Source organism: Nocardia sp. NPDC049220, from assembly GCF_040647855.1.
Lineage (GTDB): Bacteria > Actinomycetota > Actinomycetes > Mycobacteriales > Mycobacteriaceae > Nocardia.
In genome coordinates this window covers 186,996-200,430 of record NZ_JBEZDA010000005.1, presented here as the reverse complement: position 1 = coordinate 200,430, position 13,435 = coordinate 186,996, and the positions used below count along the sequence as shown (strand labels likewise).

Here is a 13,435-nt window from a genome sequence, read left to right as displayed (position 1 = left end):
GATTGTTTTGTATATCTCGTGAGAAGCCCTGGTCGCTTTGCCCCCACTTCCCATCAGTGGGAGTCTGCGCCCGGCTCGCTCGACCGGGGCCGAACGGCCGGTACTCGGCCCGGAACTACATGTCTGTCGGTCCCCGCCGGTAGCGTGGATGGACGATGGACATCACGGTGGCTCCCATAACGCAGTCCGGTCCGGTCGGGCACCCGGATCCGATATCGAATCCCCAGGTCGCGGGCGGTAATGCCGAGGAGGGGGCGGAGCGCGCCACCGCTCGGGCGGCACTACCGTCGGACGCCGAGCGGGAACAGCGGCGCATCGAGCATGCGCGGCGTCGCGCCGAGGAGGCCGAACGACTGCTGGACGGCCTCAACCCGCAGCAGCGTGCCGCGGTGGTGCATACCGGTTCTCCCCTGCTGATCGTGGCGGGCGCGGGGTCGGGTAAGACGGCGGTGCTCACCCGCCGCATCGCCTACCTGCTCGCCGCCCGCGGCGTCACTCCCGGCCAAGTACTCGCCATCACCTTTACCAACAAAGCCGCCGCGGAGATGCGCGAGCGCGTGACCGGGCTGGTCGGCCCGCGCGCCGACACCATGTGGGTGTCTACCTTTCACTCGAGTTGCGTTCGCATCCTGCGGATGCAGGCCGCGCTGCTGCCCGGCCTCAATTCGAATTTCTCCATCTACGATGCCGACGATTCGCGTCGACTGCTCACCATGATCAGCCGCGACCTGGACATCGACACCAAGAAGTATTCGGCACGACTCTTGGCGACCGCGATCTCTAATCTGAAGAACGAACTCATCGACCCGGTCCGGGCGACCGCGGACGCCGAAGCGGACGACGCCGACCTGTCCGGTCTGGTGGCCAGGGTCTACACCGAGTATCAGCGGCGGCTGCGCTCGGCGAACGCGCTGGACTTCGACGACCTGATCGGCGAGACGGTGGCGCTGCTACAGAATCATCCGCAGGTCGCCGAGTATTATCGCCGCCGATTTCGGTATGTCCTGGTAGACGAGTATCAGGACACCAACCACGCGCAGTATGTCCTGGTCCGAGAGCTGGTCGGACACCACCTGGCGGACTCGGGTGCGGATCGGGTACTGCCGAGCGAACTGTGCGTCGTCGGCGATGCGGACCAGTCCATCTACGCCTTCCGCGGCGCGACCATCCGCAACATCGAGGAGTTCGAGCGAGACTTCCCCGACGCGAAAACCATTCTGCTGGAACAGAACTACCGCTCCACCCAGCACATTCTCTCCGCCGCCAACGCGGTGATCTCGCGCAACGAGAACCGACGTGACAAGAAGCTGTGGACCGACTCCGGCGAGGGTGACCTGATCACCGGCTACGTCGCAGACAACGAGCACGACGAGGCGTCGTTCGTCGCCCGCGAGATCGACCGGCTGGTCGACCAGGGTGACGCCAACTACGGTGACGTCGCGGTCTTCTATCGCACCAACAACAACTCCCGTGCGCTGGAAGAGATCTTCATCCGGATGGGGCTGCCGTACAAGGTGGTCGGTGGCGTTCGCTTCTATGAGCGTAAAGAGGTGCGCGATATCGTCGCCTACTTGCGGGTGTTGGAGAATCCGGACGATGCGGTGAGTATGCGCCGAATCCTGAACACCCCACGCCGAGGCATCGGCGATCGGGCCGAAGCCTGCGTCGCGGTACATGCCGAACAGCGTGGGATCGGATTCGCCGCCGCCCTGCGCGATGCCGCCGACAACAAGGTGGCGCTGCTGAATACGCGTGCACAGCGCGCGATCGCCGGTTTCCTGGATCTGCTCGCGGAGATTCGGGCGGCGGGCGAACGTGAGGAGTCCGGCTTCCCGGATGTGGGTAACATGGTGGAGGCGGTGCTGGAGCGCACCGGTTACCGCGCCGAGTTGGCGGCTTCGGACGACCCGCAGGACGGCGCCCGGTTGGACAACCTCAACGAATTGGTCAGCGTCGCACGGGAATTCAGCTCCGAGGCGCATAACAACGCTGAAGCGGCCCGGCAGGAGGGCCTGCTGTCGGAGGTGGGCGAGGGGGAGCCGGACCCTGGTTCGCTCGCCGCGTTCCTGGAGCGGGTATCGCTGGTCGCCGACACCGACCAGATTCCGGACGAGGGCTCCGGCGTCGTCACGATGATGACGCTGCACACGGCCAAAGGTTTGGAGTTCCCCGTCGTGTTCGTGACCGGATGGGAAGACGGCCAGTTCCCGCATATGCGGGCACTCGGCGATCCGACCGAGCTCGCCGAGGAACGCCGCCTCGCCTACGTCGGCATCACCAGGGCGAGACAGCGCCTTTATCTCACCCGCGCGGTGGTCCGTTCGGGGTGGGGCCAGCCGGTCTCCAATCCGGAATCGCGCTTTCTGCAAGAGATTCCGGGGCATCTCATCGATTGGCGCCGACTGGAGCCCGCCGGGTCGTCCGCGTCGAGGGGCATCCGGCGGCGCGGCAGCGACGACGGGTCGGAGCGGGACTGGACCCGCGGCGACGGTTGGTCGGAGCCGCGGCCAGGACTGCGCGATCGTGGCCCACGCAGGCCCGCGCCAGGGGGCACGGCGCGCAACAACACCAATCTGATACTCGCCGTGGGAGATCGAGTCAGCGACGACAAGTACGGGCTGGGTCGCGTGGTCGCCGCGGAGGGCTTCGGGCCGTTGGCCACGGTGACGATCGACTTCGGCACCGCGGGCAAGATCCGGCTGATTCCGCAATACAGCCGGACGCTGGTGAAACTCTGAGCGCTCCGAAGCGATCCACGCTCCGAAGCGATCCAGGGACACAACCGCGCGATCCGAGCCGTGCCCCGCGGTTGCGCGTTTCGGCCCTGTCTATGGCGTCGACGCATCAGTAGGGTCCGAGTATGGACACGGTCGCGCGGCACATCCTGTGGTTTCTGCCCATGCTGTGGCTCGGCATGGTGCTTGCCATCTCGTTCGTGGAAGCGCCACTGAAGTTCCGTGCGCCGGGGATCACCCTGCCGCTCGGTCTCGGCATCGGCCGCGTGGTATTCCGCGCGCTGAACATCGCCGAGTCGGTACTCGCCACGCTGCTGGTGCTCGCCGCTTCGATCGTCTCGTCCGCCGCGGCGAACTGGGTATGGCTCGCCACCGCGGTCGCGCTCCTGGCTGTCCAGGTCTTGGTGGTGCGACCGCCGCTGAGCCGCCGCACCGATCGCGTGCTGTCCGGCGAGGACCTGCCCCGCTCGACCGCGCACTACTGGTACATAGGCCTGGAGGTCGCCAAAGCGGTAGTGCTGGTCGGCCTGGCGATTGCCATGGCGCCGGTTAGCTGAATATCGGGACGCGGACCCTCACACCGGCGTGCTGTCAGTCGCGCTGCGGGCCGAGACTGATGCCGCGAGTGGCCAGCCAGGGCAGGGGATCGACTTTGTCGGACCCGTTCAGCCAGACCTCGAAGTGGCAGTGCGGGCCGGTGGAGAAGCCGCGGTTGCCGATTGTGGCGATCTGGTCGCCGGCGAGCACGTGCTGGCCCTGCGACACCGTCGTGGTGTCGACGTGGCCATAGATGGTCACAGTTCCGTCGTCGTGCAACAGGCGAACCCACATGCCGAAGCCGGCGGCGGGACCGGCTTCGATCACGGTTCCGTCGGCGACCGCGACGATCGGGGTGCCGATCGGACCGGCGATGTCGATGCCCAGATGCTGCACGCCCCAGCGGGCGCCGAATCCGGAGGTGAAGGTTCCCGCGGCGAACTTGGTGAACAGCGGACGAAGTTTCGCGGCTTCCTGCGCGGCGAGGTCTTCCGCGTACTTCTGGCCCTTGTGCAGGATGTCGTTGAACTGGTCGAGATTGGCGGCCGCCGAAACGTTCAGCACCTGTGGCGATTCCGGTGAAGCGCTGGGGTCGGCGACGTTCATCGACTGCGCGGCGATCTCGTGGATCTGGCCCGCGGCTTCGTAGTCGACCGTCTGTGCCGGCTGTTCCGGCGAGGCGAACGCCGCCTGCCCGGCGGCGACGACCGCACCGGCGGCGACCGCGGCGACCGCGGCGCGGCCTTTGAGGGCGGCGGGCGGTGCGGGCATCCGATGAGCACCGCCACGCTTGTGCGCGCTGCGGCGGCCGGGGATCACCGTGGGAGCCGGGGCGTCCGACTCGGATTCGGCTTCTCCCGATTCGGTCGCCTCGGAAGACCAGGTCTCCGCCGGCGTCCAGGTGCTGTCCTCGGCCGCCCACGAGTCCTCTTCGGCCCACGCGTCGCCGGTGCTCCACGCGCCACCATCGGACCAGGAGTTCTGTTGCGACCACTCCTGCTGGGTCCACGCGTTGTCGGTGCCCCACGCGTTGTCGGTGCCCCACGAGTTGTCGGCGCTGCCGGCGTCGTCGTAGCGCGCGCTCTGGTCGTAGCTCATGCTGTCGTTTCGTTCGCCCGAGGCGGCGAAGTCGTATCCGGCGGGCGCGGACGTCACGCTATAGAGCGAATTCCGCTGTCGGTCGACCGAAGGATCCTCGTGCCCGCCTGTCTGGCCGAAGGGCTCGTTGTCGGGACGGTAACGATGTCCCGACCGAGTGCGATTATCGGGAGCGAAGGTGGAGCGATGGTTCATCGGCGGTGCCACATCGTGAAGCGAAAGATCCTTGAATGCCTGCTGGTCAGCGGCGTCGATGGGTCATATGCGGAGCGGCTCTCCGTCTGCGGAGTGCTGTGCTGCGTCAAGCTCGCCGTCCTCCTGTCGTGACCGTGCTGTGACATCGACCGCAATGACGGTAACGAAACGATTGCGTCGCCACAAGCGCAGCGACCCTTGGATTCAAACATGTGAGATTGATCACTCAGTGTGCGGGGAATATCTCACTGCGCTATGGGCATCCAGAAGGGGTTCTTCGACGACAAGATGTAGTAGACCGACGTCGTTCCCGGTTCGGCGGCTCTACCTGGCGCGGCGTCGGCAACCTACTCGTCGGTAGTGTTGGCCAGCGGTTTTGCCGCTGTCGGCACTGGTCCGTGACCTGCGCCACTTACGATGTATGTGGCCGATTGGCCGTCCATGTGACTGGTTAGAGTCCGACCCGACCCGCTTCCGACGTCGGGCCGCCAACAAAGACGTTGTCATCACAACGCAGACGAGACGGTGAGTACATGGATCTCTTCGAATATCAGGCGAAGGAGCTCTTCGTTAAGCACGGAGTGCCTTCGTCCGAGGGCCGCGTCACGGACACGGTCGCCGAAGCCCGCGCCATCGCGGAGGAAATCGGCAAGCCGGTGATGATCAAGGCCCAGGTGAAGACCGGTGGCCGCGGCAAGGCGGGTGGCGTGAAGTATGCCGCCACCCCGGACGACGCGCTGACGCACGCGCAGAACATCCTCGGCCTCGACATCAAAGGCCATGTCGTCAAGAAACTGCTCGTCGCCGAGGCCAAGGACATCGCGGAGGAGTACTACATCTCCTTCCTGTTGGATCGCGCGAACCGGACCTACCTGGCCATGTGCTCGGTCGAGGGCGGCATGGAGATCGAAGAGGTCGCCGCGACCAAGCCCGAGCGGCTGGCCAAGGTCCCCGTCGACGCGGTCAAGGGCGTCGACCTCGCGTTCGCGCGTTCGATCGCCGAGCAGGGCCACCTGCCCGCCGACGTGCTCGACGCCGCTGCGGTGACCATCCAGAAGTTGTGGGAGGTCTTCGTCAAGGAAGACGCCACCCTGGTCGAGGTCAACCCGTTGGTGCGCACCCCGCAGGACGAGATCCTCGCGCTCGACGGCAAGGTCACCCTGGACGAGAACGCGGCATTCCGGCACGCGGACCACGAGGCGTTCGCGGACAAGGATGCGACCGACCCGCTCGAGCTCAAGGCCAAGGAGAACGACCTCAACTACGTCAAACTCGACGGTGAGGTCGGCATCATCGGTAACGGCGCCGGCCTGGTCATGTCGACCCTGGACGTCGTCGCCTACGCCGGCGAGGGCCACGGCGGCGTGAAGCCGGCGAACTTCCTGGACATCGGCGGCGGCGCCTCGGCCGAGGTGATGGCCGCCGGTCTCGATGTCATCCTGAACGATGCGCAGGTCAAGAGCGTGTTCGTCAACGTGTTCGGCGGCATCACCGCCTGCGACGCGGTGGCCAACGGCATCGTGAAGGCTTTGGAGATCCTGGGCGACGGCGCGAACAAGCCGCTGGTGGTCCGGCTGGACGGAAACCGGGTGGACGAGGGCCGCAAGATCCTCGTCGATGCCGCGCACCCGTTGGTGACGCTGGCGCAGACAATGGACGAAGGCGCCGACAAGGCCGCCGAACTGGCTGCCGCCCGATAACGACGGCCGAGTAAGGACAAAAACAATGTCTATCTTCCTGAACAAGGATTCCAAGGTCATCGTCCAGGGCATCACCGGTGGCGAGGGCACCAAGCACACCGCGCTGATGCTGAAGGCGGGCACCCAGATTGTGGGTGGTGTCAACGCGCGCAAGGCGGGCAGCACCGTCGCACACACCGACAAGGAAGGCAACGCGATCGAGCTGCCGGTGTTCGGCACTGTCGCGGAGGCCATCAAGGAGACCGGTGCCGACGTGTCCATCGCGTTCGTGCCGCCGAAGTTCGCCAAGGACGCCATCATCGAGGCCATCGACGCGGAAATCCCGCTGCTCGTGGTGATCACCGAGGGCATCCCGGTGCAGGACACCGCGTACGCGTGGGCCTACAACGTGGAGAAGGGCGCCAAGACCCGGATCATCGGCCCGAACTGTCCCGGCATCATCACCCCCGGCGAATCGCTGGTCGGCATCACCCCGGCCAACATCACCGGCAAGGGGCCGATCGGCCTTGTCTCGAAGTCCGGCACGCTGACCTACCAGATGATGTACGAGCTGCGGGACTTCGGCTTCTCGACCTCGATCGGCATCGGTGGCGACCCGGTCATCGGCACCACCCACATCGACGCCATCGAGGCGTTCGAGAAGGATCCGGAGACCAAGCTGATCGTGATGATCGGCGAGATCGGTGGCGACGCCGAGGAGCGGGCTGCCGCCTACATCAAGGCCAATGTCACCAAGCCGGTCGTCGGCTACGTGGCGGGCTTCACCGCTCCCGAGGGCAAGACGATGGGCCACGCGGGCGCTATCGTCTCCGGATCGTCGGGCACCGCCCAGGCGAAGAAGGACGCGCTGGAGGCCGCAGGTGTGAAGGTCGGCAAGACGCCGTCCGAGACTGCCGCGCTCGCTCGCGAGATCTTGGAGAAGGCCAGCATCAGCGCCTGATCCACGCAACGCACGAAGGCCGCCTCCGATCGGGAGGCGGCCTTCGTCATGTGTGGTGGCCGGGCTCGGCTCGGGCAGAAGCTGAGCGTCCTGAACCAACCACGCGCGGAATCTGTTCTATCGGTCGGGGAACCTTTCGTTTGTTCCTCCTATCGACAACGAGACAGCAGGTGGAGAGGTTCAGCTGGGCCTTTGGTCAGCCATACACTCGGTCAGGGGTGGGCTGTCGGACAGCTCATTCCCCGGTACTGAGAACCCTGGCAGTGTGAAAGCAACCACCGTGACCATCGCACGTTTACTGTTGCTGTCGGGCGTACCGGCACCGGTCTCCTTCGGCGTGGTATCGCCGGACCACGGCGGGCTCGATGCACACCTGCCTCAGCGACTGCCGCCAGCGCGGACAACGGCGAGCGGGCCCGTCGGCGGCGAGGACATACCGGAACCTGCAGTCGCACGACCGAGCGGGAACGATCTCGGTCCGGAGCAATCACAGTGCGCCGCTGGCCTGCTCGTGGCCCGTCTGGCGAGGTCGAATCGGGTGGTCCGACCACTCGGTCAAGGGTGACCTGGCTCCGGGAGTGCAGTAGCGTCAGAAGCGAGATTCCGCCGTGAAAGACCCTGTACGACTCGACCTAGGAGACGACGACATGTCATACCCGACCGGGGGCTCCGGGTACAACACACCCGCACCCTCAGCACCGTCCAGTCAAGCACCTGCTGCGGGTGGTGCCAGTTCAGGTTCGAGCGCCGCCGGTTCCGATGCCAAAGGCCTGCCGTTCCTCCTGGCGGTCGGTGTAGCGGCGCTCGGGGTGATCAACTTCCTGCTCGGCTTCCTCCCCTTCCTCGGCAGCAAGCCGCTCGATTTCGACGGCACCCGGGTGGGCGGTCAGGAGACGGCGAAACTGTTCGAGGTGGCGTCCGGCTCGCCGCTACTCGGACTGCTGCTGCTCGGTGGCATTCTCGCCGGCTTGTCGCTGCTGCCGAAGCAGAGTTTGATCGGTGCGGCCGCGGCGGCCTCGACCGCGGGTTTTCTCGCGCTGCTGTTCCAGTCGTTCAACTTCGGTACGGGCGCCGAGCTGAAGTGGGGCGCCTACGTCGTACTCGTGCTCGCTTTCGTGCAAGCCGCGCTGGCGATCGCCGCGCTGCTGTTCGAGGCGGGCATTCTGAAGCCGCCCGCGCCGCGCCCGGCCACCCCGCCGAGCGGTTTCGGCCAGGGCGGTTACGGCCAGCAGCCGCCGTCGTTCGGGCAGAACCAGCCACCGTTCGCGCAGAGCCAGCCCGGTTACGGCCAGAGCAGCCCCTACGGGCAACCCGGCTACGGCAGCCAGCCCGCGCCACCGCAGTACTCGGCGCAGCCTTCGCCCTATGGCCAGAGCCAACCGACCTACGGCCAGGGGCAGTCGGCGCCGTCCTACGGTCAGCCGCAGTCGCCCTATGGGCAGAGCCAGCCGAGCACGCCCTACGGCGCGGCCCAGCAGGCTTCGCCCTACGGTGCGCAGCCGCGACCGGACGAGAGCGCGACGCAGCAGTTCGGCGGCCAGCAGTCGCCATACGGCGCGCCGAGCTTCGGTCAACCGCAAGCCCAGCAGGGCCAGCCGTTCGGCGGTGAGCAAGGGAGCGAATCGTCCTCCGACGCCACCCAGGCATTCCGGCCCTCGGAAGACAACAAGTAGTACGCACGGGCATCATCCCCGGCGCGGCGCGCCTGACCCGCTCGCGCCGGGGAAGATGCCACGCTGAAAAGCCATGAGCTCCTCCAGAAACTCCCTGGTGCGTCGGACCGGCGGGTCGCGGGCGCCGAAGCCGCACCGCGGCGTGGACGAGGTCGGGTTTCTGTCGCTGACCCCCGAACGGGCTCGAGTGCTCGTCCTGGTCGCGGGTCGCCCCGCGGCCATCGCGCTGGCCGTCGTCGTCATTCTCGCGCTCGGCGCGTTGTTGTCCGCGGGCAGCGACCTGGCCGGCACCTCGGGTGCGATCGCCGCCGGTTGGCTTGCCGTGCACCAGGTTCCGCTGACCATCGGCAAGACCACGCTCGGCCTGCTTCCACTGCTGCCGACGGCACTGCTGGTCTGGCTGGCCGGCCGCGAATGCGCACGCGCCGTGGAACCGGACAGCACGAGGGTCGATCTCGGCTGGATCGTCGGCGCCGCGGTGGCCGGTCCGCTGTTGGTCACCGCGGTCTGTCTGGCGGTGGCCGAGGATGCCTCCGGTGTCATCGCCTTACAGCCGCCGAACCCGCTTGCCGCGTTCGCCTGGGTCATCGGGCTGTACCTGCTTGCTGCCGTCGCGGGAATCGTGATCCGCATCCGGCGTCGGCTCGTCGTGCTACTGCGCTTGCCCGATTGGGCCGTCTCCGGACTCTATGGCGCGGGCCGTTCCGGTTTCCGCTTGCTGGGTTGCGCCGCCGCGGTCACGGTGCTGTCGTTTCTCGTCCACGTGCCTCGGGTAGGCGAGACCTACCACTCGGCGGGCAACGCCGCGGGTGTGATCGGACTGACGCTGCTCTCGCTGGCCTATCTGCCGAACCTGGTGGTGCAGACCGTCGGCGTGGTCGTCGGCTCCAGTGCGCAGTTCGGCGCCGCCTCGTTCGGGGTGTTTTCGGTGGTGGGCGGCCCTATCCCGGCCGTACCGCTAATGGTTGCGGTCCCCACAGGGCCGTGGGCGTGGTGGTGGGTCGCGTTGCTGCTTCTGCCTGCTGCGATCGGTGTGCTCGGCGGATTGGACTGCGCGCGGAACTCGACCGACCGGATCGACGCACCGTGGGCCACCTTGACCTCGGCGGCGCTGGCCGCTGTCGCGCTCGTCGTGCTCGGCGCCATCGCGGGCGGTGAACTCGGCACGTTCGGTCGAGTCGGGCTCGACCTGCCGATCTTCGCGGTGATCGTGTTCGCTTGGCTCGCCGTCCCCGGATACGCGGGTCTTGTGTTCGCGCGTTGGTTCATCGTTCCGGTCGGGGCGCCGCCCGCGGAATACACCGATTCGGATGACGATGAGTGTTACTACGACGACGACGCCTACTACGACGACTATCCCGACGTAGACCACGCCCACTACGACGACGATGGTTACTACTACTACGACCACGAGTACGACGGGCCGGAGTTGGAAGGCGAACTGGTCGATGAACGGCCCGCGATCGCGTCCCGCCACGAATACCACTCCGAAACCACACCCGACATCCTCGACGCCGAGGTGGTCGAGGCGGACCTGCCGGACAACGACCCGGTGGATGGTCGTTAGGCTCTAACCCGGCGGTGTCGCATCCGTCCGCCACCCGATCGATCGCAGGAGTAGAGCGCTGACGTCTCCGCACGCCCCGTGGAAGCCCGCAGCGGCGCCGGCCACCGTTGTCGTGCTCGCGTCAGGCACCGGCTCGCTGTTGCGGGCGTTGCTGGACGCCGCGTCCGCACCCGACTATCCGGCGAAGGTCGTCGCCGTCGGCGTCGACCGCGCCTGCGCCGCCACCGAGCACGCGGACGCCGCGGGCGTGCCGCATTTCCGGCTGGCGCTGAACGACTTTCCGGATCGGGCCGCGTGGGATGTCGCGCTCACCAAGGCCGTCGCCGTCTACGCCCCCGACCTCGTGGTGTCGGCGGGTTTCATGAAGTTGCTCGGCCCCGCTTTCTTGGACCGATTCGGCGGCCGAATCATCAACACCCACCCCGCGCTGTTGCCCGCGTTCCCCGGCGCGCACGGGGTGCGCGATGCGCTCGCCTATGGGGTGCGGATCACCGGCTCCACCGTGCATCTGGTCGACGCGGGTGTCGACACCGGGCCGATCCTCGCGCAGGAGGCGGTGGCGGTACGCCCCGAGGACGACGAGGTCACTCTGCACGAGCGCATCAAGGTTGTCGAGCGTCGGTTGCTGGCGGACGTTGTCGCCGCCGTCGCGACGCGAGGCATTGTCTCCGACGGACGAAAGGCAGTTATCCCAGATGAACGAGTTCTCCGGTGAGTGAACGTAAGCCGATCAGCAGGGCGCTGGTGAGCGTCTACGACAAGACGGGTCTGACCGAGCTCGCGACCGGTCTGCACGCGGCGGGCATCGAGCTGGTCTCGACCGGGTCCACCGCGAGCAGGATCGCCGACGCGGGTATTCCGGTGACCAAGGTCGAGGACCTGACCGGGTTCCCGGAGACCCTGGACGGGCGGGTCAAGACGCTGCATCCGCGGGTACACGCGGGGATCCTGGCCGACTCGCGCAAGCAGGAGCACGTGGACCAGCTGGTCGAACTCGGCGTCGAAGCCTTCCAGCTGGTGGTGGTGAACCTCTACCCGTTCACCGAGACCGTGGCGAGCGGGGCGAGCCCTGACGAGTGCGTCGAGCAGATCGACATCGGCGGGCCGTCCATGGTGCGCGCCGCGGCGAAGAATCATCCTTCGGTGGCCGTGGTCGTCGACAGCGGCGACTACGACGACGTATTGGCCGCGGTGAAATCCGGCGGCTTCACCCTCGCCGAGCGAACGGCCTTGGCAGCCAAAGCTTTCCAGCACACCGCGAGCTATGACGTCGCGGTCGCCGGCTGGATGACCAACGTGCTCGTCGACGGTGCGTCCGTTGACGCCACGACCGGATTCCCGGAGTGGCTCGGTGGTACCTGGGCGCGGTCGGCAGTGCTGCGCTACGGCGAGAATCCGCACCAGGCCGCCGCGTTGTACACCACCAGCGATGGCAGCCTCGGGCTGGCGCAGGCGCAGCAGATGCACGGCAAGGAGATGTCGTACAACAACTACGTCGACGCCGATGCCGCCTGGCGCGCCGCGTTCGATCACGAGGCCCCCGCGGTCGCGATCATCAAGCACGCCAACCCCTGCGGCATCGCGCTGGGCGACGACATCGCCGAAGCGCATCGCAAAGCGCACGCGTGCGATCCGGTCAGCGCGTTCGGCGGGGTAATCGCCGCGAACCGCCAGGTCACCGTGGAGATGGCCGAGCAGGTCGCCGAGATCTTCACCGAGGTGATCGTCGCCCCGTCCTACGCGGACGGCGCCGTGGAAGTGTTGCAGCGCAAGAAGAACGTGCGCATCCTGGTCGCGCAGCCACCGCGGCGCACGGGTGCCGAACTGCGCCCGATCAGCGGAGGCGCGCTGCTGCAGCAGCGCGACGTGCTCGATGCCGCAGGCGACAACCCGGCCAACTGGACCCTTGCCGCGGGCGAGGCCGCCGATGCGGAAACTCTGGCGGATCTCGAATTCGCTTGGCGCGCTTGCCGGGCCGTGAAGTCAAACGCGATCCTGCTGGCACACGATGGTGCGTCGGTCGGAGTCGGCATGGGCCAGGTCAATCGGGTAGACGCGGTGGGCCTCGCGGTGCAGCGCGCCGGTGACCGTGCCAAGGGCTCGGTGGCAGCCTCCGACGCCTACTTCCCGTTCCCGGACGGTCCGCAAACGCTGATCCAGGCCGGAGTGCGCGCGATCGTCCAACCCGGCGGTTCTGTCCGTGACCAGGAAACCATCGACATCGCCCGTGCGGCGGGGGTAACTCTCTACCTCACCGGCGCCCGCCACTTCGCCCACTGAGGTCGCCATCGATCAGAACGCCGCGTCGGACGAAATCATCCGACGCGGCGTTCTGTTGGTTGGGCGGTAACCGGGGTGTAGAACGAGCCGACAGGCACTTCGTGAACTGTGACCTAGCGAGCGGCGCAGTGGGCAGTCCCGTTCCGGGGCAGTGCCGCACCGACCGGAAATGGTTTGTCGCAAACAAGCAGCAATCTCGATCTCGGCGTGGTGCGGATTGTCCGCGCCGGGACCACTCCTGCGATCAGACCGCGCTGAGCACTGTGCGATCACCGAGCGGCGCTTTCAGCGGCACCTCCAGCGTGCCGAAGATCGCAATCATCGTGCACATTCGCCCTACCGCGTCCGCGCGGGTGCCTGAGCGTAGTTCGACGGTCACCGTGGAATCGGTCTCGGTGACCGAGGCGTCGACGCCATAGCACTCCGGGGAGCCGGTTTCGAAGTTCACCGCAATCCTGTTGTCCGCCAACCTGGTCCATGAGGTGAACGGAATCGGATGCGCGCCGACTATGGTCGGATCGGCGGTGAACTGGTTGCCCTGGTTCCCCTTCGGGTTCTCGGTCGGTGTGCTCGGCCCCGAGGTTGTCGTGGTGCCGGTGTTCTGCTGTGGCCCACTGTCGTTCGAGCCGCCGCAGCCCGCGGCGACGAGACAGACGAGCACTACGGCGACTGCTGCGGCGGCGCGTCCGCCGGGGATCCGATCCATGCCG

Annotated in this window: 10 protein-coding genes; 8 read left to right on the top strand and 2 right to left on the bottom strand. The window is 67.0% G+C overall.

Annotated features, from left to right (window positions below):
• Positions 1–155: 155 nt before the first annotated feature.
• Together pcrA and AB0C34_RS16425 are read left to right on the top strand one after the other, a co-directional pair.
• Positions 156–2,738 (top strand): DNA helicase PcrA, encoded by a 2,583-nt coding sequence (gene pcrA, locus AB0C34_RS16430; protein WP_357072738.1) that lies wholly within the window; start codon positions 156–158, stop codon positions 2,736–2,738.
• A 122-nt stretch (positions 2,739–2,860) separates the two neighbouring features.
• Positions 2,861–3,292, top strand: a complete 432-nt coding sequence (locus AB0C34_RS16425) for a hypothetical protein (RefSeq protein WP_357072735.1) — start codon at positions 2,861–2,863, stop codon at positions 3,290–3,292.
• 34 nt (positions 3,293–3,326) lie between these two features.
• On the opposite strand, the gene AB0C34_RS16420 is transcribed toward AB0C34_RS16425, so the two are convergent.
• Positions 3,327–4,565 (bottom strand): M23 family metallopeptidase, encoded by a 1,239-nt coding sequence (locus AB0C34_RS16420; RefSeq protein WP_357072732.1) that lies wholly within the window; start codon positions 4,563–4,565, stop codon positions 3,327–3,329.
• Positions 4,566–5,098: 533 nt separating this feature from the next.
• Between AB0C34_RS16420 and sucC the strand changes: the two genes are divergently transcribed.
• The 6 genes from sucC (at position 5,099) to purH (ending at position 12,725) form a co-directional block, all read left to right on the top strand.
• Complete coding sequence (gene sucC / locus AB0C34_RS16415) at positions 5,099–6,265, top strand: ADP-forming succinate--CoA ligase subunit beta (protein WP_357072729.1); 1,167 nt, start codon at positions 5,099–5,101, stop codon at positions 6,263–6,265.
• A 25-nt stretch (positions 6,266–6,290) separates the two neighbouring features.
• A complete protein-coding gene (gene sucD / locus AB0C34_RS16410) occupies positions 6,291–7,205 on the top strand; it encodes a succinate--CoA ligase subunit alpha (RefSeq protein WP_357072726.1) in 915 nt (304 codons plus the stop codon).
• 647 nt (positions 7,206–7,852) lie between these two features.
• On the top strand, positions 7,853–8,878 hold the full coding sequence (locus AB0C34_RS16405; protein ID WP_357072723.1) for a DUF5336 domain-containing protein: 1,026 nt from the start codon (positions 7,853–7,855) through the stop codon (positions 8,876–8,878).
• A gap of 73 nt (positions 8,879–8,951) precedes the next feature.
• Complete coding sequence (locus AB0C34_RS16400) at positions 8,952–10,445, top strand: DUF6350 family protein (RefSeq protein WP_357072720.1); 1,494 nt, start codon at positions 8,952–8,954, stop codon at positions 10,443–10,445.
• Between the two features lie 37 nt (positions 10,446–10,482).
• Complete coding sequence (purN, locus tag AB0C34_RS16395) at positions 10,483–11,160, top strand: phosphoribosylglycinamide formyltransferase (RefSeq protein WP_357073050.1); 678 nt, start codon at positions 10,483–10,485, stop codon at positions 11,158–11,160.
• Complete coding sequence (purH, locus tag AB0C34_RS16390; RefSeq protein ID WP_357072717.1) at positions 11,157–12,725, top strand: bifunctional phosphoribosylaminoimidazolecarboxamide formyltransferase/IMP cyclohydrolase; 1,569 nt, start codon at positions 11,157–11,159, stop codon at positions 12,723–12,725. Before purN ends, purH begins: the two co-directional genes overlap by 4 nt.
• Positions 12,726–12,969: 244 nt before the next feature.
• On the opposite strand, the gene AB0C34_RS16385 is transcribed toward purH, so the two are convergent.
• Positions 12,970–13,431 carry a hypothetical protein gene (locus AB0C34_RS16385; protein WP_357072714.1) on the bottom strand — a complete coding sequence of 154 codons (462 nt, stop codon included), beginning with the start codon at positions 13,429–13,431 and terminating at the stop codon, positions 12,970–12,972.
• Between the last annotated feature and the right edge of the window lie 4 nt (positions 13,432–13,435).

Coding starts and splice junctions, on each gene's coding strand:
- AB0C34_RS16405 (WP_357072723.1), top strand. CDS start 7,853: ATGTCATACCCGACCGGGGGCTCCGGGTACAACACACCCGCACCCTCA.
- sucD (WP_357072726.1), top strand. CDS start 6,291: ATGTCTATCTTCCTGAACAAGGATTCCAAGGTCATCGTCCAGGGCATC.
- pcrA (WP_357072738.1), top strand. CDS start 156: ATGGACATCACGGTGGCTCCCATAACGCAGTCCGGTCCGGTCGGGCAC.
- AB0C34_RS16425 (WP_357072735.1), top strand. CDS start 2,861: ATGGACACGGTCGCGCGGCACATCCTGTGGTTTCTGCCCATGCTGTGG.
- AB0C34_RS16400 (WP_357072720.1), top strand. CDS start 8,952: ATGAGCTCCTCCAGAAACTCCCTGGTGCGTCGGACCGGCGGGTCGCGG.
- AB0C34_RS16420 (WP_357072732.1), bottom strand. CDS start 4,565: ATGAACCATCGCTCCACCTTCGCTCCCGATAATCGCACTCGGTCGGGA.
- AB0C34_RS16385 (WP_357072714.1), bottom strand. CDS start 13,431: ATGGATCGGATCCCCGGCGGACGCGCCGCCGCAGCAGTCGCCGTAGTG.
- sucC (WP_357072729.1), top strand. CDS start 5,099: ATGGATCTCTTCGAATATCAGGCGAAGGAGCTCTTCGTTAAGCACGGA.